Below are 20,936 nucleotides of genomic sequence, written 5' to 3' on the forward strand. Positions count from 1 at the left end.
GGCCGCGCCCGGTACCGGGTCCGGCCCCGCCGCCTGGCGGACCACATGTCCGGATCCCGCGGATGCCCGTCATTGCAGACGGATGCGGCGGGCCGGATGGATGCCCATGAACTCCTCCTCATCCGGACCCCACGTCGTCGTGTTCGCGATGTCCCCCGGTATCGACGCGCTCGACGTGACCGGGCCGGCACAGGTCTTCGCCATGACGAACCACGTACTCGGCGGACACCGGCCGCGCTACGAGGTGCACTTCGCCGGGGAGCGGCGCGGCCCGGTCGCGACGTCGCCCGGAGTGCGCCCGCACGTGGAGGAACTGTTCTCGGAGCAGGGGACAATCGACACGCTGGTGGTGCCCGGCCGGATCCGGATCGGCGTCGACCGCCCGGAGCCGTACGCGGACCCGGCCGTGGTGGCCTGGCTGTGGGTGGCCGGGCCGGCCGCCGGCCGGGTGGCTTCGGTCTGCGTGGGGGCGCACGTGACCGTCGCCGCCGGCCTCCTCGACGGGCACCGCGCGCGACGACCCACTGGGCCACCGCCGAACGGTTCGCCGCCCAACACCCCGCCGTCGACGTCGAGGGGACGGGTCAAGCGGCGGTACGGAGGCGGCTGCGGTACTCGCCGGGAGAGGTGTCCAGCCGGTCGCGGAAGACCCGGTGCAGCGAGTCGACGGAGCCGAACCCGCGGGCGCGGGCGATGTCGGGGGCCAGGCGAGAGGTGCGTTCCAGGAGTCGGTGGGCCGCCTGTGGGAACACTTCACCGAGGACCGCGAGCAGATCACCGCCGCCTTCGACGCGGCGGGCCTCGCCGACCGCCTCCAGTGGCTCCCACCCGGAGTCGGCCAACCCTCGGCTGAGCAGGCGCGCACTGAGCGCGGTACCCGATGCCGTCGGTGATCCGGGTCCGGTCGTCGCGGTGTCTGCCCCCGGCTGTGCCTGCGACGGCAGCCCGCGCAGTTCAGGCGCTCGGCACGTGCGGTGCGCGGTGTCGGGCGCAGCGCGGCCGGTGGGAAAAGCGGATCGTTTAGGGCTGTCCACTCACCGGCGCCTTCCCCGCAGGTCCGCACCTCCCGGCAGGCCGTACCCGCCAAAGCGGGTGCCGTCGGGATGACTCTGCCTCTGGCTCGTAACCTGGCCGCCCACCTGGTCCCGCGTCGTCGCGCGGTACGCCACCCTCCCCACAGGCAAGGACCCACATCAAGGACCAGCATGAGGTCCTGAGTCTCCCTCGGTGACGGAGCGACAACGGGCAGCCCGACAGCTGCACTCGGCCTGCGGAACAGCCCCGAGCGTGCCCGCTGATCACGCTGTCGCACCGGGGAACGCCGCGATCTGGCGGAGTCGGGCTCAGGGGCGGGTGCCGAAGGGGCCGAGGACTTTGTGGTCGAGCCGCAGCGGGGCATCGACCGAGACCGCGACGCCGTGATCGTCGGCCTCGCCCTGCCCTGAACTCCGGCGGGGTCGAAGGACACGTCAACCGGATCAAGGTGTTCAAGCGTCAGATGTTCGGCCGCGCCGGCTTCGACCGTCTGCGAAAACGAGTCCTACGGGCTGAGTGACTCCTCAGCCTCCGCGCGAAGATCGTGAATCGGGAATGTCGTGGGTGCGGGATGCTCCTTGCACGTTTCTCCGTGCAGTTCTTCGGGTCGCAGCGCCCGGGCGATGGCCTCGCCCGGACCACAGAATGAAGGATCGAGGTGGAACGTGGTCCGGGTCCCGAAGGGTTTCGGCGCCATGAACTCTTCCCTGGGGCCGGTCGGGTCCATCCCGACCAGCTCCTGGCGATAGCCGTGGGCATCCAGCCACACCTCGATGACCGTGCGGACGCTGAGGGCGGCAGCTGCGGAGGGAGCCCAACGCTGCACGCCGAACATGTCGAGCAGGGAACCGAAGAATCCCGGGAGAAGCCTCCCCCGTTCATCGACGCTGGGGCACTGATCGCTCTCCACCGTGAAGCTCAGATCAGATCCGATCTCGACACTCATCTGTCCATGCCTACCGTCGCGACGGTGCAGCGCGTCCCAGGCCACCGCCCGCAGGACCTCGGTGGGAAGCTCGGGGCTGTCCTGCTCAACCAGAAAGTACGTCTTTGGGCAGCGCCGCACGTGCTCCACGAAGTCAACCACCCGAAGCGGCTCAACGGTGAACCTCTCCATTCGCACTCCCCATCTCTGCACGTTTCAGCCGGCCGCAAGTGACAGTGTGCTACCCGCATGGGGCGCCCTCGTCATGTCGACCATCTGGGATCAGGGGTTGGTGACATCCGTTCGGCGGGGCGCGAAGGCGTCGGAGTTCGTCATGGCTCCAGTTGAGACCAATCGGGTAGGCGGGCCGGCCACCTCGGTGTGCCTGCGGGTGTCTGGCCGGCCTGCGGTTATGTTCGCGGGGCCAAAGGGAGGCTGTGATGACTGACCACCCGAACATTGCCGTGTTTCAGCGAGCCATGGCCGCCTTCACGGCAGGCGACATGGAGGCGCTGGCAGAAGTGTTCCACCCCGACGTGGTGTGGCATAACCCCGGCCAGGGCCCGCTGGCCGGCGTTTACCGTGGCCGTGAGGCCACGTTTGCCGCGTTCCGGCAGGAATTCCAGATGTCAGGGGGCACGTACCGCCCGCAGCTCCATGATGTGCTCGCCAACGACAAGCACACAGTCGCCCTGCTCCACATCACGGCCTCACGTGAAGGCAAGGAGCTCGACATGGACTACGCGATCGTGTTCCACATCCGAGACGGAAGGATCACCGAGGGCTGGGACCTGTGGTCCGATACGAAGGCGTATGACGAGTTCTGGTCGTAGCTCAGCGTGCACCCGTCACGCCCGCCGTTCCCTCGGTCGAGCCACGTGGCGAGCCACGGACCGGTGATCGTGGTCGACCGGCGCCGGCGACGGCCCGCGCTCCGTCACGTGTAGCAGAAGGGCCGGAACGCCAGACTTTCGCATCGCCGCGGTGGCAGCCGGCGGGTACCTGACCCTGAGCCAGATCACGATCACGGGTGGAAGGACCACGAACCCCGCCGACTGCCCGTCCGCGCCCGACCTGATCTGCGGCGGCGGGATCTTCAACGCGGGAACCCTCCCACTGCGCTCCGCCCGCGTGACCGGCAACACCGCCACCGGCAGCGTCGGCGACGCGGTTCTGGGCGGAGGCGTCCACAACGAGGGCACGGCCACGCTCACGGGCACGCGGATGGACGGCAACACCGTCACCAACACCGACACCGGCACTGGCACCGGCACCGGACAAGCCGTCGCCGCCGGAGTGAACAACTTCGGCACACTGACCGTGAGCCACGGCACCATCACCCGTAACGCCGCGGTCGCGAGCGGTCTGCAGGCGGTCGGCGGCGGCTTGAACGACTTCGGTGACGCCTCCGTGACCAGGACGGGCCTCACCGACAAGACGGCGCCCAACACCGGCGGCGGCTTCGCGCGAGGCGCCGGCCTCGGCAATGCGGGCACCCTCACCATGAGCGGCGGCTCCGTGCACAAGAACCGTGCCGACGACCGCGTCGCCCGGCCGCCCCGGGCCCGGCCGCCGCACCACGTCAGCGGCTGGGTTCCGACCGAGACGGTCTCCACCACCGGCGCCCTGCCGCAGGCGTTCCCGGGCGGCGGGACCGATGCCTGGTTCCTCGACTCCCACCGCCGTCCCGGAGCCGGCGCCGCCGTACCGGGACCGGTCGTGGCAGGGTCGAGCGCGGGCTGCGGATCGCGGCCCGGATCACCGGCAAGGAGGAGGCCGGCCGGTAGGCCATCGCGGCGGTCTGCGCGGCCTCCCCGAGGGCTTCTCAGTGGCGGAGGCGAAGGGGGATGGTAGTGCGCTCCTGGGAGGTGAGCAGAGCCCCCGCCCGCAAGGTGGGCGAGGGCTCTATGGGCGCAGTGCTGGTCATTCAGTGGTCTCTTCGGTGGACCAAGGGTTACCTGGGCTTCGGAGGGGCGCCAGATGCCGATGTTCGCGGCCGCACCGCCGTCCCAGTTCCCTGCGACCGGAGCGTCGCCGGCCTGACCCCAGTCGAGGATCTTCAGGCTGCCGTCGTCCATGCGGAGGTGGAACTGGCCCGTGGAGGGACGGAAGACACCGAGGTTGTCGGGGCCTGCGCCGTCCCAGTTGGCGGAGACGGGGAGGTCTCCGGCCTGTCCCCAGTCGACGTAGGCGACGGACCCGTCGTCGTAGCGCAGGTGGAACTTCCCGTCGCGCCAGACACCCACGTTCGCGGCCGGACCGCCGTCCCAGTTCCCCGCCACCGGCAGATCACCGCTGTTGGCGACGTCCTCGACGATGTTCTTGTAGCGGTACGGGACGTAGGAGCTGGAGTTCTTGAAGTACGTGTAGGGGATGACGCGGCGCACCGCGTGCGGCGGGGTCTGCTCGATGCCGATGTACGACGTCATCGAGGAGTCGGTCCAGCTTTCGAACAGGACGACGTGGGAACCGCTCACCGGGTCCGAGGCGTTGTGGAAGAGCAGCATGTCGCCCTCGCGGAGCTCGCTCTTCGATATGCGGTCCGCGTAGGTGTCGAGGTTGCCGGTCCAGGCGCTGGTCCCGAGCCCCCAGGCCATGGACACCAGGCCGGAGCAGTCTGTGCGGTAGCCGTCGCGGTAGGCGCTCTGGCTGTACGGGACCTGGGCGTCTACCCAGGTCTTGGCCCGCTCGATGACGGTGCTGCGGGAGATCGGGCCAAGGGCCTCCGCTGATGCGGCGGCGGAGAGGGCGCCCGCGGTCCCGGAGTCCTGCAGAGGGACCGGCCGGCCCTGGGGGCGTGCGACATCGGGCTCCACCGACACGGTGGCCGGCGTGGCGGCGCTCTGGACGCCGACGGAGTGGGCGGGCATGACGGACAGGACGAGCGAGGCAGCGCAGGCGGCGGTCACGATGCTCGCGGTGCGGAAGGCCGAGGACTTGGCGGACAAGGCAACTCCTTGTGAAGAGAGAAGTGAGAAGGAAGGTCGACCGGGTCGTTCGTGGTTCTCCGGCGCCTCAGCTCGGGGCGCCCAGCCCGGCGAGCGCGCCGAGGACGGCGGCGTCGGTGCCGATGTCGTGCGGTGGTGCGGTGGTGCGGGACGCTCTGCCGGCTCGTCGAACTGGAAGCTGGAAGAGCGTGAGGTGGTCCCTCTGACGGACGACGTAGAGGTGGTTGGTCCGCACGTCGTGGGCGGACATGCCGCCGACTCCCGTCCGGCGGCGAGACCAGGCGGTGCCGTCCTTGACGGTTGAGAGGAACAGCTGCCGGCCGACGGCGTTGTTGGCCGCACTCAGGTATCGCTGCTGCTGCCGGAGGGTGGCGCCGGCGAAGCTCGCGCACTCGCTCAGCGTGATCTTCTGCGCGCGCAGTTCCTGGCCTGCTCAGCGGACCGTCCCGCCGGCAAGGGCCTTCTCAACAGGCGGCTTCGCGAGGCCTTCCGGTAGGACGGACGCGGTGCGCGCCGGGCTTCCCTTGTCCTGTGCGGCCTTTCCACCCGGTGCCTGGGAGGCCGGCGGAGCCCTAGACAGCCAATCGGCCGTATCTTGCGCCGTCGGGCCGCCGACGCCCCCGAGGGTGCGTGGCTACCTCAGCCCGCACCTGCCGCCGCCCCAGTGGTACGGGTGACCAGGACCAACGGAATCTCGCGGCCCGCCGAGGCGCGGTAGGCCGCGTACGAGGGCATGGCCGCCACCACCACCGGCCACAGACGCTCCGCCTCCTCGGCGGTCGCCCGCCGGGCGACCGCCGGGAAGGTCTCGGCGCCGACCTGGAGCGTGACGGCAGGGTGGTCCGTCAGGTTCAGGTACCAGGCCGGATGGCGCTGGGCCCCCGCGTTCGAGGCCGTCAGGACGTACGCCTCGCCGTCCCGTACGTACGCGAGCGCCGTGCGCCGCAGCACTCCCGAGCGGCGCCCCCGGGTCGTCAGGAGCAGGTCGCTGATGCCGGGGCGCGGTACCCCGCCGGTCTCCTCGAAGCGGCGGATGTGCTCGGCGACCCACGGGTTCGGGCTGTCCGTCACCGGTGCCGTCATGCCGCCCGCACCCCCAGGTGCGCGGCGTGCACGGTCGGGGCCAGCGCCTCGTCGAGTACTGCCCGCGCGAAGTCCGCGTGCGTGATCCGCTCGTCGGCGTCGGCCGGGCCGAAGGCGTAGCCGCCCACCGGTTCCCCGTTGGCGAAATCGCCCGACGGGCTCAGGACCGCCCAGTCGAGGCCCTCGGGCGCGGCCGCCCGCAGGGCCTCGGTCCCGGCGCCGTGGCCGACGTAGAACGGCCGCCACTCCTGCGGGTAGCCCGGTGTGTCCATCAGCAGCGGCCCGGCCGCGGTGGGCAGTACGGAAGCCAGGCCGACGGACACCAGGCGCCGCACCCCGGCCCCGGAGAGGCCCGCCGCGAGGGCGCGGGCCGCTGCGGGGAAGAACTCCCCCGGGTCCGCTGCCATGTCGTACACGGCCGCCACGGCCAGGTCGTGCCCGGCGGCGAGGCGGGTCACGTCCGCCGCCGAGGTGATGTCGCCGTCGTCGCGCCCCGCCTCGGTGACCTCCAGGCCCCGCGCCCGCGCCTCGGCGACGACCGCCCGGCCGACGCGGCCGCGGGCGCCGAAGACGACGATCTTCCGAGTGGTCTGTCCCTGTTTCTTCCCCTGGTTCCTCATGCTCCGGACCTTAGGGAAAGGGCTGGTTACCGATCGGATACCGGCATACGATCGCGATCATGACGCAGCCGCCGCCGAATCCGCCGCCCCTGGACCCGGAGATGTTCGACCCCGTCTGCCCCTCACCCCTGGTCCCGTTCCGGATCGGCGACAAGTGGGCCACGCTGATCCTGCGCTGCCTCCAGGACGGCCCCCGCCGCTTCTCCGAGCTGAAGGTTCCGCTGCGCGAGATCACCGCCAAGTCCCTGACGCAGTCCCTGCGAGGGCTGGAACGGGACGGCTTCGTCGCGCGCACGGAGTACGAGAGCCCGGCGCGGCGCGTCGAGTACGCTCTCACCCCGCTCGGGCGGGGGCTCCTGGGGCCCCTCGACGCGGCGTGCGAGTGGACGCGGGAGCACTGGGACGAGCTGCTGGACGTCCAGGAGGCAGCGCTCGTGGGCAGCCGCGCGGACAACTCCTCGGGCGGGCCCTCCTGACGGAGCGTCGTCCACCCGCCCCGCCCCCACCCCCGGCCAGGCACCGGCAGTGCCGGCGCACCACTACCCGAACATGGTGCAGGGGTCACCCGAATGTGGGTGACCCCTGCACCGCGGCCCCGGCCCTCTGCCCCCGCGTACGCGGGCGAGTCCCGGTCGTGCCGACCTATGGGGCGGGGGTGGACTCCACCTCCGTGCCGCCGCAGCCGGCGGCGATGTCCAACAGCCGGTCCCGCTCGGCCTCGTCCACCGCAAGTCCGCAACGCAGCTTCGTCTCCGTCCACTCCGCTCCGTACCGGCACAACGCGTCCGGCGCCTGTGGCAGCCACTGCGCCGGGTCCTGGTCGGCTTTTGGCCGGCTGTTGGACTGCTGGCCCATCCTCGTCGACCTTGAGCGCGGACACGTGCGGTTCGGGACCCTGGACGAGCGGCATCTGTGGAGGAACCTGAGCACCTGACGAGGCGGGAAAATGCCCAAGAGCGAGCCTTCTGTAACACCCTTTAGATCGCGGACATGATGCGGGAGAAGAGCACGGTCCGGAAGATCGCGGCGGACCTGAGGCGGAGTCCTTCGACCATCAGCCGCGAGATAGGCCACAAGGTGGCATCCCATCACGCCAGTAGTGCCCCTCCGCGGCTGCGTCGAACCTGTCGGTGTGGGCCGCCCCCGGTCAGGCGCCGGTGGCGGCCGGGACGGGGTCCGGACCGGGTCCGGAGCCGATGATCTGTGCGAGCAGGTTGAGGCCGGGACGGTCCACGGGTCGGGTGGTGGCGTTGAGGATGACAACTGCGGCTCAGTGTTCGGGGGCTATGGCCAGCAGCGAGGGTGGCCGGCCGACGCGGTTGAAACGGAGAGGTGGGCACCGTGACGTGTCCAAGACAGACAGGCGCCAGGACTTGCGGATCGGCAGCGGACCGTATTGGCTTTTTTCGATCTTGCCCAGCGACAGCGCTGTGCAGACAGACCAGGGGGAACCAGATGCGCACTCACCGAATTCGTGGATTAGCAGCCGCTGTTGCAGTGTCCGGCTTGATCGCCGGCTTGACTCTCGCGACAGGCGTGGCTCAGGCACGCAACGCGACGGCGGCTCTGACAGCGAGCTCCACCTGCACGCCGGCTCCGAGCCGCCCAGCGAGCCCGACCGGTGCGCCGACTCCAACCTCCTCTCCGCGCCCGACAACCGAACCCGGCTCCATACCGGACTCGTCGCGCGCCCCGATCGCGGCCTACGCAGCCGATCCGGCACCGAGCCCACCCGTCACCTCGGAGTCGAGCCCGAGCCCCACCTGCGCACCGACCCCAACCTGCACGCCGGCTCCGAGTCACACACCGGACCCGACCGGCGCGCCGGCTCCGACGCCGAGCGCTGCCCCTACTACGGGCCCGACCCGTGCGCCGAGCCCTGCCCCCACACGGGTCCCGACCTCCACACCGGTCGCGGCCCGCGCGCCGATCGCGGCCTACGCACCCGACGCGACCCCGAGCCCGGTCATCACGCCGAGCTCGGGCTGCACTTCGGCCCCGACTCCGGTCCCCACCCCTACGACGGCCCCCACTGCCACGCGGGCACCCAGCGGCGCGCCGTCTACAACGCCGGGACCCACAACGCTGCCCTCGAATGAACAGCCGATGACGAGCTAGTGCCGCATCAGGCAACGTTGACCCTGATGTGCTGGGCCGGAGACTGTCATACTCGCCGTCCTGGGGAGAGTTTTGAGTCGCACCCGATCGTGGTGGCAGGGTGATCTAACCGGCGGGCCGACCGATCAGGTGTTCACGCTGCTCCGTCAGCCGTTCCGGGGTTGATCATCGAACGTCTGGCGGTCACACACCCCGGCGACGATGACAACGTGTTCTTCCTGGGGGACGTCGCGGTTCGGGATCGCGTCCAGCTCGATACCGGTCCGGATGGTCATCCGCCGTTCCTGATCGAGGCCGAGTGCCGTGTGGTGACCTCGGACGTTGCCGAGGCAGTCGCGGCTGTGTCCGCGGGACTGCAGTTCAGGCGACGTTGATTTCGGATATGATCTTCCGTAGGTGGTCGTCGTTGGCGTGGCGGTTTCGCCAGATGATGTAGCGGCGGATCATGCTGCCCTGTTCCTTGTGGCTGGCGTGATCGGTGCCGTCGAGGGTGAAGTAGCGCAGGGCGGCGAACTGGGCCTCGATGCGGTTCAGCCAGGATGAATTCGTCGGAGTGTAGGCGATCTCGACATTGTTTGCCTCGGCCCAGTCCGCCACCCTGCGGCACCGTTTCGTTGTCAGGTGCGGTGAGTAGTTGTCACACACGATCGCGATGCGTTTCTCGGCCGGGTGCAAGGAGCGCAGGTAGCGGCAGAACTCCAGGAACTTCGAGCGGTTCTTCGTATTCTTGATGTGGCCGTAGAGCTGGTCCTTGCCCAGGTTGTAGGCGGCGAACAGGTGGCGGACGCCGTGCGGCCGGGTGTAGGTCGCCCGCCTCCTCGGCCTGGGCTCCCGGTCGGGGTCTTTGTGTCGGGATCTTTGTGTCGACGTCCGCGTTCGGCCCACTGGTGTCCGGGGTGGGGCTGGAGGTTGAGCGGCCCGAACTCATCCATGCAGAAGATGGCTTCGGGTTCTCCCACCTCGGGCGTGACCTCACCGTCGGCGATGGCGTAGAGGTGCTCGACTCGGGCCTTCTTCGCTGCGTAGTCCGGGTCTTTTGAGGACTTCCAGGTCTTCACTCGTTGAAAGGTGCCACCCTCCTCTCGGAGCAGGATGCGCAGGCCCTCATGGCTGATGTCGTCGACCACCCCCTCGGCCACCAGGAAGTCGGTCAGTTTGACCAGGCTCCAGGTCGAGAACGGCAGGCCGTGCTCGGCCGGCCTGGACTTGGCCATCTTCTTGATTTCGCGCCGCTCGGGCAGCGTGAAGGTCTTCGGCCGTCCGCCTTTGTACTTCGGGTAGAGCGATGCGAAGCCGTCGGTGTTGAAGTTGTGGATCACGTCCCGGACCCGGTCCGCGCTGGTGAAGGTGACCTCCGCGATCTTTGCTACGGCCATGCCCTGCGCAGACAGCAGCACCGTCTGGGCCCGCCGCCACGTCACCACTGGCCCCGTGCCCCGACGGACGATCCGCAGTAACCGTCGGCCCTCATCGTCATCGATCTCACGGACGCGTACTCGTTCAGCCCCCTGCACAGTTTGGCGAGCGCACCCCGCCCAGGGCTACCTCCGAGCGGCGCGTCACCGTCACAACAGAGCGAACGTTGCCTGATGCGGCACTAGTTGGCGTGTGTCAGGCCTGGACTCGGCGTACTTGCGATACCAGGGGGCGCGTCGCGTGTACTTCAACCCCGCCGGCAGGGGCCTGATCGCCGGCTTCGCAGGGATCCCTGAGCAGCAGCAGCTCGCCCAGGCGCTCCCCCAGCGGATACGGCGACAGACCCCACGGCACACCGCCGAAAGCCCGGCTCCGCCTCGCACCCGTGCACGCCGTTACCGGCTGCCCTCACTGCACCCTGGCCCGCACTGGCCGGACCGACCCGCTGCGGAGCAGGCGCGCAGGGCTTCCTACGATGCACGCAGGAACGCACCTTTCACCACCGCCGAGGAGGTGTCGGACGTCGGCCAGGTGGCACGGCCCCTGATCCTGGGCGCCGTCGCGCCGGCGGCGTTGTGGTGGGGAACGCCGGACTGGCGGCAGGGCGCCGTGCGCCCGGGGTGGACCGTGGTCGCCGTCATGATGGCCTCGGCTGTCGCGAGCGGTACGTGGGCGGTCGCGGAAGCACTGGCCGACGGCTTCACCCCAGGCCACCCACAGCCGGAGACAGGACACCACAGACCAGACGGCTGACGCGTCGTTTCACCGGCTCCAGTACGACGCGAGCGCTCCCTCCCGGTACGGAGCGGGGCTCACGCTGAGGTCGCCCGCGAACGGACGGTCGAGGACGAAAACCAGCAGCAGGCTGAATCCGATGAGGGCCGCGACGGAAGCGACGAACAGAAGCTGGATGCGCAGCTTGCGCATGCCGTAAAGGAAGGTGAGCGGGATCAGGACGATCGCGCCGCCGAAGGCCAGGACCTGGAGGAGCGGGGGTAGTTCCTGCTCGGCCATGGTGAGGCGGGCACGACGCTGGGCCGCGACATCGTTGAGGTGGCTGACAGCTTCCTCGTAGAAGACCTCTTCGCGCGGCGTCTTCGGGTCGTACGCCTGGAGTACGGCGAAGGCGGCCCTGAGGTGCTCCTCCGTCGCCCCGTAGCTCGGCTGCCCGGCCCGCATGCGGGGCCACTGGTCTTCTACGACGGCATGCACGTAGCCGCTGAGCGCCGCGTCGAGGTCTGCGCGGACCGCGGGGGGAAAGGCTGCGGCGTCGCGTGCGATGAGCGCGGTGTCGGTGGCCTCGGTCGCGACGATGGTCTGTGTGTTGTCCAACTGAGTCCACAGGGTGACGATGACGAAGGCGAGGATGATCCCGTAGATCGCACCGAACATCCCCAGAGTCACGCCGACCATGTCGTTGTGCTCCCCCCGGGCCAGCGAGGGGTACCTCCGCCGCAGCAGAACACTGCCGGTCACGGCGACGAGGACGGTCCCGCCGACGGTGATCACGGCCAAGGTGAACGTGCTGAAATGATTGAGCAGCCAGAGCGACATGTTCGGTGAGTCTAGGGAAGACGACGCAATGCCATTTGGCCCCTGCACAGCGCTCGACGCCCTATACCGGCACCCTCCCCCACATATGAGACCAGAACTCCACACCATCGTGTGAGATCGTGTGAGAACGCAGTGAGGTTGTTCCTGCTGGCGGACAGGTTCTATGTGTTGGTCAGGCTGCTGCGGTTTCGTATTGGGCCGGGCTTTGGTAGCCGAGGCTGCTGTGGAGTCGCCGGGTGTTGTACCAGCCCTCGATGTACTCGAAGATCGCGCTTCGGGCGGCGGCGTGCGTGTGCCAGGTGTGGTGGCTGACCAGCTCGTTCTTCAGGGTGGCGAGAAGAACTCGGCCAGGGCGTTGTCCCAGCAGACGCCGGTGCGTCCGACGGAGAGCCGGATGTTGTGGCCGGCTGCCAGGGCGGCGAAGGCGTAGCTGGTGTACTGGCCGCCGCGGTCGGTGTGGAAGACGACCGGCCCCCGGGGCCGGCGCTGGTGGCAGGCGGCGGTCAGGGCGTCGGCGGCCAGAGAGGTGCCCAGGTGTTCATCCAATCACCTCGGGCCTCGCTCCGATTCCGGTCGAGCAGAATCCTTCCACGGCAGCACGTACCCGCAGAATAGAAGTCGCGGCGGCCGGGTCATGGCACAACGGGTATCCCGGGTCGGCCTGAGAAGACCTTGCTTGTCCTTGTGCCAAACATTCAGGGTGAGCCTTCAGGGAGAATTGCTCTGACGGCGGCCATGCAGGAGTGTGGACCACTGCAGGGGTGCCAAGGCCGCCGTCGGCAAGACCCTTACGCTCGCCGACGCCGGCCATCCGGGCACCGAACTCGTCATCCCGAACCGTCGGCAGAGCGGCCAGGCCGAACTCCCGGGCTGGAAAGAGGATCACAACCGGTTGCCTGTTGCGCTGCTGCGCGTAGTGCCGCGATGACGGCCGTGGTCGTCGGGTTGGTCGTTTCGGTGTGACGGGTCGCGGCGAACAGGAGGCGCAGAATCGGGTGGTCCTCGATGGGCGCCGTGCGGATTCCGGGTGTGGCGGGGGCGATGGCCGTTCGGGGGACGAGCGCGGTGGCGAGGCCGGCTCGTACGAGGGCGAGCTGGGCGGCGATGTCGGCGGTGACGTAGCGGGTCGCGGGTGTGAAGCCGGCTTGGTGGCAGGCGTGCAGGATGGCCTGTCCGCAGTCCGTGGTCGCCGGTGGCACGACGAGGTCGTGCGTGGCCAGTTCACGCAGGACGACGGGACGCTCGCCGGATCGGTCGGCGGCGGTGACGACGAGCAGCGGATCGTCGAGCAGCGGCGAGACCGCGATGCCCTTGGGTGCGGTCTCCGGCAGGTGGTGGTATCGCTGTCCCAGCACCACGTCGACGGTGCCGAGCGCGAGTTCCCGCAGTTGTGCCTGGTCGGTGGCGAGACAGGTCACGACGAGCTGCGGATGGTCCGCGCCCAACGCGATCAGCGCGGGGACCACGATCCTGGCGACGGTCGACGGCAACGCGGCGAGCGTGGCGGTGGCACCGACCGTGCCCTTGACCGCCGCGACGGCGCACTCGGCTTCCTCCATGGCGGCGAGGATCCGCTCGGCGTGTCCGAGGAGCACGCGGCCCGCCTCCGTGAGCGCGACGGTCCGCCCGTCAGGACGCAGGAGATCGACGCCCACGTCGTGTCTCAGAGCGGCCAACTGCTGGGACACGGCACCGGCGGACAGCGCCAGGGACTGGGCGGCCGCGGTGATGGAACCACGGGCGGCGACGGTCTTGAGCATGTGCAGACGGCGGATATCCAGCATGACTCGATAGATTACCTAAAGGGTTCCTTCAGGAATCATCCCCTTGACCTGCTGAGTCGAGGTGAGCGACCGTCAGCGCATGGAAATCTTCGACTGCATCGTCGCGGTTGCCCGACCCCTCCACGACTTCGGCGACGAGTTCATGTCCGACGACGTGACCGCCGCCATCGGCCTGCGCGCCGGGTTCGCCCCGGGGCGCGGCTTCTACTGCCGCGGCCGGTTCGGGGTGCTCGGCGAGGCGCCGGCCTCGGTGGTCCAAGCGGTACAGGGCTTCCTCGGCCCCGATCTGGTCACCGCCGGCTGGCGGTCCGGCCGGTCCGTGATGCCGGCGGAGGAGGCCGCCGCCTGTTACGCAGAGGCCGTCCGGACGTGGGGTCGCGCCCACATCCCCGCCGACGCCGATGTGGAGCACTTCAACCGCCTGGCACAGCAGCTGATCGACGCCGCCGACGCCGACGCGCTGCCCCTGTTCGCCGGCTGGCGCGCCCAGCCCATACCCGGCGACGACCCTGTCGGGGCGGCGATGCAGCACATTCACGTCCTGCGGGAACACCGCGGCGCCTGCCATCTGGCGGCGGTGCGCCTGTGCGGGCTGAGCGCCCGAGAGGCGATGGTCATCAACCTCGGCGTCGAGCAGGCAACCCACTACGGCTGGCAAGAGCCACGTCCCGTCGCCGCAGCATTGATCTCCCGATGGCAGTGTGCCGAGCAACTCACCGACGAGCTGCAGGCGCCGCTCTACGCCACGCTGACCGACCGGCAACGTACCCAATTCGCCCAGCATGTCAACGCGTTGACCGGCTCCGTGCCCTCATGACCGGACGTCGTGAACACCAACAGGTAATCGAAGGCCGGCCTGTCGTCACCACCGACCCGGGACGCCACCCCGAAGAAGAATGCGAGGGAAGCCGGCAAAACACCCTCTCGCAGGTATTCGGCCAGGCCTGGCGCGCGGCTCGCCTCGTGGAGTGGGGTGCGCCAGCGCCCCGGGGCGCGGCGTGATCGCGGCCATGCTGATCGCTCATGAGGGCTGTTCGCCGACCGTCCACCCCACAGCCTATGTCGCTCCGACCGCCACGCTGTGCGGGGACGTGCGCGTGGGAGCCGGGTGCCGGGTGCTGTTCGGTGCGGTGCTCACCGCCGAGGGCGGGCCGGTGGAGCTGGGCGAGGGCAGCATCGTGATGGAGAACGCGGTCCTGCGGGGCACCCGACGGGATCCGCTGATCCTGGGACGGCAGGTCCTGGTGGGCCCCACCTCCTACCTGACCGGCTGCCGGGTCGAGGACGAGGCCTTCATGGCAACCGGCAGCCGTGTCTTCAACGGAGCACGGATCGGGACCCGCTCCGAGGTGCGGATCAACGGCGTCGTTCATGTGCGCACGGTGCTGCCTGCCGACTCGATGGTGCCGATCGGCTGGATCGCCGTCGGCGACCCTGTACGCATCCTTCCACCGGAGGACCACGACGGGATCTGGGCGGTGCAGAAGAACCTGGACTTCCCCGGCTACGTCTTCGGCCTGGACCGCCCAGCCGACGGTGAGAGCCTGATGCCGGCCATCGCCGAACGCTTCGGCCGCGGCCTCGGCCGCCACAGCGACGACCAACAGATCTGAGCCCCGCCGGAGGAGTTCGGTCCGCATCAGCAGCGCACTGCGGGGCGAGAACCCGGCAGTGCTGAGGCGGCTGGCAGCGGGATTCGCGGTGATTGACGACGTCCAGTTCCCGCCCCGGTACGCGGTGCTCCTGACCGACGACCCGCGCCGCGCAGCGGCTGTCGGACCTGCCGAGGCAGAAGCGACTGGCTTTGCTGTCCGACATGGACTGGCTGGGAGAGGCCGTCGAGGGTGCCTGCCGGCGGATGGACCCGGTGTCCCGGCGGGTGACGTGCGCAGGCTGGTCAGCCTGTATCCGCGCACGGGCTGGAGCGACGAGAGGTACGCCCTCGGGCCGCGGCACGACCCGCTGCATGAGGCGATCGGCGAAGAGCTGGACCGGCTCGCCGGATGTGGCGGCCACCGCGCGGGGTTTCGACGCAAGGGGATGCGAGGCGCGCTGGTCCGCGAGCCGGAGAGCAGAACTCGGCTCGCGTTGCCGGGAGTTGAGGGGGGCGCAGGGAAGCCGTACGCATCACGTCTGTGAACGTGCCGTATTCGTGCAGAAGTTCGGGGGAACGCGTGTGTGTGGTGAAGGCGATGCGTGGGATGTTTTAAGAAACCTTGTTGAATAACCGTTGGATGGCTTGACCACCTTGATTTGCGCCTGTCAATCGGCACAGGGTTCTGCAGAAGGTTTGACGCCCCACACGTCAACACGAGGAGAACCCTCCACATGGCAACTCACAAGCGCTCGCGCCGTTTTCGCTATGCAGCAGTGACGGCGGGAGCCGCCGCCACGGCGGCCGCCCTGGCCCTGCTCGGCACCCCCTTGGCGGGGGCGGCGACGCCGGCCGAAGGCACGGTGTACGGACTCGGCGCGCCCGGCGCGATCAGCGGCAGCTACGTCGTCATCCTCGACGGCTCCGCGGACCGACAGCAACTGGCTCACAAGTACGGAGGCGAACTGCAACGCACCTACACCTCCGGGGTCAACGGATTCTCGGCCTCGGGCCTGAGCGAGACGGAGGCCAAGCGGCTCGCCGCGGACCCGGCCGTCGGCAAGGTCGTACAGAACAAGAAGTTCACCATCAACGCCACCCAGGACAACCCGCCTTCATGGGGGCTGGACCGGATCGACCAGGTCGCGAAGTCCGGTGACAAGAAGTACACCTACCCGGACAACGCCGGAGAGGGGGTGACCGCGTACGTCATCGACACCGGCATACGCGTGACCCACAAGGACTTTGGGGGCCGCGCCACGCACGGCTTCGACGCCGTCGACAACGACAACAGTGCCGACGACGGCAACGGCCACGGCACGCACGTCGCCGGCACCATCGGGGGCACCTCGCACGGCGTCGCCAAGAAGGCGAAGCTGGTCGCGGTGCGGGTGCTGGACGACAACGGTTCGGGCACCACCGAGCAGGTCGTCGCCGGTATCGACTGGGTCGCCAAGAACCACTCCGGCCCCTCCGTCGCCAACATGAGCCTGGGCGGCGGCGCGGACGAGGCGCTCGACGAGGCGGTGCGCCGGGCGATCGCGTCGGGCGTCACCTTCGCCGTCGCGGCGGGCAACGAGTCGGCCGACGCCGGGCAGGGCTCGCCGGCCCGTGTCCGGGAGGCGATCACCGTGGCGTCGAGCACCATCGACGACGCGCAGTCCTCCTTCTCCAACTTCGGCTCCGTGGTGGACCTGTACGCCCCGGGCTCGGACATCACGTCCACCTGGAACGACAGTGACACCGGTACCAAGACCATCTCCGGCACCTCCATGGCCACTCCGCACGTGGTCGGCGCCGCGGCGGTCTACCTCGCCGGGCACCCGTCCGCGACTCCGGCGCAGACGGCGGCGGCCCTCAACGCGTCGGCGACCACCGGCGCGGTGACCAACCCGTCGACGGGCACCGTGAACAAGCTCCTGAAGGTGGCCCCGTAACGGCCTGAAGCCACCCCGCCCGATCGTCTGTCTGCCCTCCGGGCCGCTCCCTCGCGGGGCGGTCCGGAGGGCAGTCCTCATGGCATCGACGTCAACGGTGCACTGCTTCTCCCGGTGATCTCGGGGACGGCGGACTGTGGGGGCCGCCCGTCCGGCGGCCGCGGAGGAGAGGCCGCGCGGCCGGAGCGCCGACGGCGCCACGGCGAGAAGGCGGCGGACCGCCCGGGAGGGGTTCACCATCCGGAGGCGACGGTGCCCGGTCCGGGTCCAGATGTCCAGCGCCCGCAGCGCCGTCGTCGACACGAGGTCCGGGCGGCAGGCCCCGAACGCGGGGCGTTCCTCAAGCCGGCGATGCCGCTCGGGGTCTGCCTGGATGATGAGCCTGGCCTTTGCATCGCCGGTTCGGAACTCGGCAGGGTAGTCCGCCGGGTCGAGGCTGAGTCCCAGCGAGAGGTCCTGGCGCGTCTCTGGGTCTTCGCAGGCCAGGAACGCAGTGAGGCAGGCCGATCGATACACGTTGCGGAGATCGGCAAGCGCCTTCAGCGTCGCTCTGCTCTCCTTCGTGGGCACTCCCCGCCGCAAGTCCTCCGTGGAGGCGTACTGGAGCCCAGGGCGAGCGAAGTGCCAGGCCATGTCGGCACCGACTTTCCCGGGGCCCGATCCGGTCCGCGAACGAGACGGATGACCGTGCCCGCGGGTGGCGCGAGCGAAGGATGGTCGGGCACGGGGCGGGCAGTCACGCCTGCTGCGGCCTGTGGAGTGGCTCGCTGTCGAGGCCGGCTGCCAGGGTCGCCGGTGATGCGATGCGGCGTGGCCAGGTCCAGGCGGAGCGCAGGATGAAGGCCAGGAGCAGCACTTCGAGTCCGATGGAGAGGCCGTAGAAGTAGGAGTACGTCCAAGACTCCCCTACCGCGTTGAACATCGAGACGGGGATGTAGAGCGTTGCCACGACGAGGTTGACGGTGCGGTTGACACGGGCGGGCAGTGTCGCGGAGAGCAGGATCATGAGGATCGGGATGGCCATGAGCGTGAGCGCAACGGCGACAAAGGTCGGGCCGATGTCGAACTCGTGGACGATGCCGGCCAGGATGTCGTCGACGAAGCCGGGCTTGTACAGGGCGAGGTAGTCGACGTAGATGTAGAGGAACATGAAGCTGGTCCATGCTGCTGCGAGCTTGGCCTGCACGGGCATGCGCAGATCTTCCAGCGTGCTCTGGGGCGGCGGATTCTCCAGTGCGGTGTGGGCTTGAGGCGTTCTCATCACAATGCTCCCTGGCTTGATGGGTGGGTGCTTCCACCTTCACGGCTGCCGGCGGCGGGGACATCAGCCGCGGAACCTGATTCGACCTGGCCGTTGGTACAGCCGAGCTCTTGTACTTTCGACGGATACACCGAGCACGCGGGCCGCCTAGGCTGATCAGATGGCCACCAACGCACTCCGCTCGCTGTGGGTCGAACCTCGACCCGCGAATGCCCCGGACCGGAGGCCGCGGGACTGGGTCTTGGTCGCAGTACTGATCTGCTGGTCCCTGGTGGAAGTGATGCTTCGCCAGGCCTTGGCGCCACGCCCGCTGCTGCTACTCGCGGTGCTCGCGGTCCTCGGCCCCCTGCTGTGGCGACGCACGCACCCGCTCGTCGCGGTTGCGGTCTCCTTCGGCACGTTGACGATCGTCGACATCGTCAGAATCCTCACCGGGTCGCAAGGCGCCCTGCCGAACAGCATCGGCGCGGCGCTGATCCTGGCCTACGCCCTGTTCCGATGGGGCTCCGGTCGGGAGGCCGCAAGCGGCCTCGGCGTCATCCTGCTCTGGCTGGCCATCACCTACGTCGCCGACCCCATGAGCCTGTGGGAGACGGTCGAAGGGTACGCGTTCTTCCTGTTCGCCGCCGCGCTCGGCGCCACGATCCGCTATCGCGCGAAGATCCGCATCGGCGACATCGACCAAGCCAAGGCCCGCGAACGCGAACAGCTCGCTCGTGAACTCCACGACACCGTCGCCCACCATGTCTCGGGCATCGTCATCCAGGCCCAAGCAGGACGTGCGATTGCGGCCTCCCACCCCGAGCGTGCCATCGAGGCCCTGGCCATCATCGAGGACGCGGCGACCCGCACCCTCACCGAGCTGCGCGCCATCGTCGGCGTGCTCCGCGTCGCACAGGACACCGAGTTCGCGCCGCAGCCCGGCGTGGCCGAGGTCGAGCAGCTCGCCACCGATGGTCGGACGCGTCCCTGCGTCGAGGTGACGCTGTTCGGCGAGTTCGACGACCTCAACCCGGCGGTCGGGGCCGCGATCTACCGCATAGCCCAGGAGTCCATCACCAACGCTCGACGGCACGCCCGTCACGCGACCCAGGTCACCGTCGCCGTCACAGGCGACGCCGACCAGGTACGGCTGACCATCGACGATGACGGCTCCGCCGCCGGCGGCCGCGCCCCAGCAGGCTACGGCCTGGTGGGCATGCGGGAACGCGCCTCACTGCTCGGCGGCACCTTCCACGCGGGCCCCGCCGCCGAGCGGGGCTGGCGGGTGGAGGCGGTCCTGCCTCGAACCGGGACGCCACGATGAGCATCAGGGTCCTCATCGCCGACGACCAGCCCATCGTGCGCACCGGGCTGACCATGCTGCTCGACGCCCAACCCGACATCGAAGTGGTCGGCGCGGCCGCCGACGGGCGTGAGGCAGTCCGCCTGGCGCTCCAGCTGCGCCCCGACGTCGGCCTGTTCGACATCCGAATGCCGCTGATGGACGGCATCGAAGCCACCCGACGCCTCGCAGGCCCCGACGTCACCGATCCGCTGCCGATCGTGGTCATCACCACCTTTGACCTCGACGAGTACGTCCACGGGGCGCTCAAAGCCGGCGCCCGCGGGTTCCTGCTCAAGGACGCCGGACCCGCCCTGCTGACCCAGGCCATCCACGCCGCCGCCGACGGAGACGCACTGATCGCACCCAGCGTGACTGTCCGACTGCTCGCAGCGTTCGCCCACGCACGGACCTCACCACCGAGGCAGCCGATAGAACCGCTCACCGCCCGCGAGGAGGAAGTCCTCGTGCCTGTAGCGCAAGGCCGCACCAACAATGAGATCGCCGGCGAGCTCCATATCACCCCAAGCACCGTCAAAGCCCACCTCGCCAACCTCATGCGAAAGCTCGGCGCCCGAAACCGCGTCGAGGTCGCCATGTGGGCCCACGAGACCGGCCGCATCTGACGCCGCAAAGGCTCCGCCGCCGGCTTCCCAGCCTCGTGGCAGCTGCGCCTGCGCAACAACGACGACGGCCAGGACCTGAACGAGATGGGCACGGCCATGAAGGCCGGGCGCGGGCAGGTCTACCGCGTGAGCGACGAGCCCGGTGCCAGGACCGTCCTGGCGTTCCTCCCCCATCGCCCGACGAAGGCGTCGGCACGCCGGCGCGTGTCCGTACCAGCGAGGGCCTGGACGGCGACGGCGTCGTCTTCGAGCGGTCCGCGAAGCGGCCGATGGAGCTGGGGGCCGAGGCCAGGGAGAACCTCCTGCGGATCGTGCCGCAGCTCGGCCCGGACGCGTCGCCGGCGGACGGAGTCGATGACTGCCTGCCGTGCCCCCGCCCCGCAGGAGGTGGTGGCGCAGGCGGAGCCGGCCGAGGCGGAGCTGCGCAGCAACGGTTACGAGGTCTGGGTCGAGAAGAAATGGTGGAAGATCGTCGAGCTGTACTGCAAGATCCGCGTTCCGTGGATCCGGAATGTCAACTCCAGCGCCGGGGCGCCGCCGACGTCGGTGTGGATGCCGAGGGTGCGGGCGAGCATTGCGGTCGGGATCTCGGTGGCGAGCTGGAAGAGCGCGGTGCTGCGGGCCCACCACAGCAGCGGGGGGAGCCGCCACCGAACCCGGAATGCTGTTGGTCTGTTCAGCTTGTGGTTTGACCACTGACCTAATTGGTCA

The 20,936-nt window shown here is 69.5% G+C and carries 21 protein-coding genes and 5 pseudogenes; 12 read left to right on the top strand and 14 right to left on the bottom strand.

Annotated features, from left to right (window positions below; all coding sequences use genetic code 11):
- Positions 1–148: 148 nt before the first annotated feature.
- Positions 149–502 (top strand): annotated as a pseudogene (locus tag M4D82_RS34500) (DJ-1/PfpI family protein); the annotation flags it as partial.
- An 82-nt stretch (positions 503–584) separates the two neighbouring features.
- Here the strand turns inward: M4D82_RS34500 and M4D82_RS01065 are convergent.
- Positions 585–842 carry a hypothetical protein gene (locus tag M4D82_RS01065; protein WP_249764181.1) on the bottom strand — a complete coding sequence of 86 codons (258 nt, stop codon included), beginning with the start codon at positions 840–842 and terminating at the stop codon, positions 585–587.
- 698 nt (positions 843–1,540) lie between these two features.
- Positions 1,541–2,152, bottom strand: coding sequence for an ATP-binding protein (locus M4D82_RS01070; protein WP_249764182.1), 612 nt, complete (start codon positions 2,150–2,152; stop codon positions 1,541–1,543).
- A gap of 248 nt (positions 2,153–2,400) precedes the next feature.
- Between M4D82_RS01070 and M4D82_RS01075 the strand changes: the two genes are divergently transcribed.
- Positions 2,401–2,793 (top strand): nuclear transport factor 2 family protein, encoded by a 393-nt coding sequence (locus M4D82_RS01075; protein WP_249764183.1) that lies wholly within the window; start codon positions 2,401–2,403, stop codon positions 2,791–2,793.
- Positions 2,794–2,808: 15 nt separating this feature from the next.
- Here the strand turns inward: M4D82_RS01075 and M4D82_RS01080 are convergent, their stop codons facing one another.
- The 4 genes from M4D82_RS01080 to M4D82_RS01095 all read right to left on the bottom strand — a co-directional run bounded on the left by M4D82_RS01080 (position 2,809) and on the right by M4D82_RS01095 (position 6,611).
- The gene (locus M4D82_RS01080; RefSeq protein WP_249764184.1) at positions 2,809–4,908 is read right to left on the bottom strand and encodes an NlpC/P60 family protein; all 2,100 of its coding nucleotides are present in this window, start codon (positions 4,906–4,908) and stop codon (positions 2,809–2,811) included.
- 67 nt (positions 4,909–4,975) lie between these two features.
- On the bottom strand, positions 4,976–5,158 hold the full coding sequence (locus M4D82_RS01085) for a hypothetical protein (RefSeq protein WP_249764185.1): 183 nt from the start codon (positions 5,156–5,158) through the stop codon (positions 4,976–4,978).
- A 389-nt stretch (positions 5,159–5,547) separates the two neighbouring features.
- Positions 5,548–5,991, bottom strand: coding sequence for a nitroreductase family deazaflavin-dependent oxidoreductase (locus M4D82_RS01090; RefSeq protein WP_249764186.1), 444 nt, complete (start codon positions 5,989–5,991; stop codon positions 5,548–5,550).
- Positions 5,988–6,611 carry an NAD(P)-dependent oxidoreductase gene (locus M4D82_RS01095; RefSeq protein WP_249764187.1) on the bottom strand — a complete coding sequence of 208 codons (624 nt, stop codon included), beginning with the start codon at positions 6,609–6,611 and terminating at the stop codon, positions 5,988–5,990. The genes M4D82_RS01090 and M4D82_RS01095 overlap by 4 nt, the downstream gene beginning before the upstream one ends.
- Positions 6,612–6,670: 59 nt before the next feature.
- Between M4D82_RS01095 and M4D82_RS01100 the strand changes: the two genes are divergently transcribed.
- Positions 6,671–7,087 (top strand): winged helix-turn-helix transcriptional regulator, encoded by a 417-nt coding sequence (locus M4D82_RS01100; protein WP_249764188.1) that lies wholly within the window; start codon positions 6,671–6,673, stop codon positions 7,085–7,087.
- Between the two features lie 166 nt (positions 7,088–7,253).
- Here M4D82_RS01100 and M4D82_RS01105 read toward each other — a convergent pair whose 3' ends face one another.
- Positions 7,254–7,466, bottom strand: a complete 213-nt coding sequence (locus tag M4D82_RS01105; RefSeq protein ID WP_349637029.1) for a hypothetical protein — start codon at positions 7,464–7,466, stop codon at positions 7,254–7,256.
- Between the two features lie 126 nt (positions 7,467–7,592).
- On the opposite strand from M4D82_RS01105, the pseudogene M4D82_RS34505 reads away from it, so the two are divergent.
- Positions 7,593–7,679 (top strand): annotated as a pseudogene (locus tag M4D82_RS34505) (helix-turn-helix domain-containing protein); the annotation flags it as partial.
- A gap of 1,196 nt (positions 7,680–8,875) precedes the next feature.
- Here M4D82_RS34505 and M4D82_RS33965 read toward each other — a convergent pair.
- The 5 genes and pseudogenes from M4D82_RS33965 to M4D82_RS01135 all read right to left on the bottom strand — a co-directional run bounded on the left by M4D82_RS33965 (position 8,876) and on the right by M4D82_RS01135 (position 12,245).
- On the bottom strand, positions 8,876–9,004 hold the full coding sequence (locus tag M4D82_RS33965) for a hypothetical protein (protein WP_283844430.1): 129 nt from the start codon (positions 9,002–9,004) through the stop codon (positions 8,876–8,878).
- Between the two features lie 85 nt (positions 9,005–9,089).
- Positions 9,090–10,243, bottom strand: a pseudogene (locus tag M4D82_RS34225) (IS630 family transposase).
- Positions 10,244–10,907: 664 nt separating this feature from the next.
- Positions 10,908–11,699, bottom strand: a complete 792-nt coding sequence (locus M4D82_RS01125; RefSeq protein ID WP_249764190.1) for a bestrophin-like domain — start codon at positions 11,697–11,699, stop codon at positions 10,908–10,910.
- A 172-nt stretch (positions 11,700–11,871) separates the two neighbouring features.
- A complete protein-coding gene (locus tag M4D82_RS01130; RefSeq protein ID WP_349637112.1) occupies positions 11,872–12,066 on the bottom strand; it encodes an IS3 family transposase in 195 nt (64 codons plus the stop codon).
- Positions 12,024–12,245: a DDE-type integrase/transposase/recombinase gene (locus M4D82_RS01135; protein ID WP_249764191.1), complete on the bottom strand. Its 222-nt coding sequence runs from the start codon at positions 12,243–12,245 to the stop codon at positions 12,024–12,026. Before M4D82_RS01135 ends, M4D82_RS01130 begins: the two co-directional genes overlap by 43 nt.
- Before the next feature lie 214 nt (positions 12,246–12,459).
- Between M4D82_RS01135 and M4D82_RS01140 the strand changes: the two are divergent.
- Positions 12,460–12,591 (top strand): annotated as a pseudogene (locus tag M4D82_RS01140) (IS5/IS1182 family transposase); the annotation flags it as partial.
- Here M4D82_RS01140 and M4D82_RS01145 read toward each other — a convergent pair.
- Positions 12,527–13,483: a LysR substrate-binding domain-containing protein gene (locus M4D82_RS01145; protein WP_283844431.1), complete on the bottom strand. Its 957-nt coding sequence runs from the start codon at positions 13,481–13,483 to the stop codon at positions 12,527–12,529. The pseudogene M4D82_RS01140 and the gene M4D82_RS01145 sit on opposite strands and share 65 nt — an antisense overlap.
- Positions 13,484–13,544: 61 nt before the next feature.
- On the opposite strand from M4D82_RS01145, the gene M4D82_RS01150 reads away from it, so the two are divergent.
- The 4 genes and pseudogenes from M4D82_RS01150 to M4D82_RS01165 all read left to right on the top strand — a co-directional run bounded on the left by M4D82_RS01150 (position 13,545) and on the right by M4D82_RS01165 (position 17,014).
- Positions 13,545–14,300 carry an SCO6745 family protein gene (locus M4D82_RS01150; RefSeq protein ID WP_249764192.1) on the top strand — a complete coding sequence of 252 codons (756 nt, stop codon included), beginning with the start codon at positions 13,545–13,547 and terminating at the stop codon, positions 14,298–14,300.
- Positions 14,301–14,493: 193 nt separating this feature from the next.
- Positions 14,494–15,096 carry a gamma carbonic anhydrase family protein gene (locus tag M4D82_RS01155; protein WP_249764193.1) on the top strand — a complete coding sequence of 201 codons (603 nt, stop codon included), beginning with the start codon at positions 14,494–14,496 and terminating at the stop codon, positions 15,094–15,096.
- Positions 15,097–15,121: 25 nt separating this feature from the next.
- Positions 15,122–15,622, top strand: a pseudogene (locus tag M4D82_RS01160) (diadenosine tetraphosphate hydrolase).
- Between the two features lie 189 nt (positions 15,623–15,811).
- The gene (locus tag M4D82_RS01165) at positions 15,812–17,014 is read left to right on the top strand and encodes a S8 family peptidase (RefSeq protein ID WP_249764194.1); all 1,203 of its coding nucleotides are present in this window, start codon (positions 15,812–15,814) and stop codon (positions 17,012–17,014) included.
- A gap of 736 nt (positions 17,015–17,750) precedes the next feature.
- On the opposite strand, the gene M4D82_RS01170 is transcribed toward M4D82_RS01165, so the two are convergent.
- On the bottom strand, positions 17,751–18,275 hold the full coding sequence (locus M4D82_RS01170; protein WP_249764195.1) for a DUF6326 family protein: 525 nt from the start codon (positions 18,273–18,275) through the stop codon (positions 17,751–17,753).
- A gap of 241 nt (positions 18,276–18,516) precedes the next feature.
- On the opposite strand from M4D82_RS01170, the gene M4D82_RS01175 reads away from it, so the two are divergent.
- From M4D82_RS01175 to M4D82_RS01185, 3 genes are all read left to right on the top strand, one after another.
- Positions 18,517–19,581 carry a sensor histidine kinase gene (locus tag M4D82_RS01175; protein WP_249764196.1) on the top strand — a complete coding sequence of 355 codons (1,065 nt, stop codon included), beginning with the start codon at positions 18,517–18,519 and terminating at the stop codon, positions 19,579–19,581.
- Positions 19,578–20,225, top strand: a complete 648-nt coding sequence (locus M4D82_RS01180) for a response regulator (protein ID WP_249764197.1) — start codon at positions 19,578–19,580, stop codon at positions 20,223–20,225. Before M4D82_RS01175 ends, M4D82_RS01180 begins: the two co-directional genes overlap by 4 nt.
- 354 nt (positions 20,226–20,579) lie before the next feature.
- Positions 20,580–20,924, top strand: a complete 345-nt coding sequence (locus M4D82_RS01185) for a hypothetical protein (protein WP_249764198.1) — start codon at positions 20,580–20,582, stop codon at positions 20,922–20,924.
- Positions 20,925–20,936: the final 12 nt, after the last annotated feature.

Source organism: Streptomyces sp. RerS4 (assembly GCF_023515955.1).
In the GTDB taxonomy this organism is placed as follows: Bacteria; Actinomycetota; Actinomycetes; order Streptomycetales; family Streptomycetaceae; genus Streptomyces.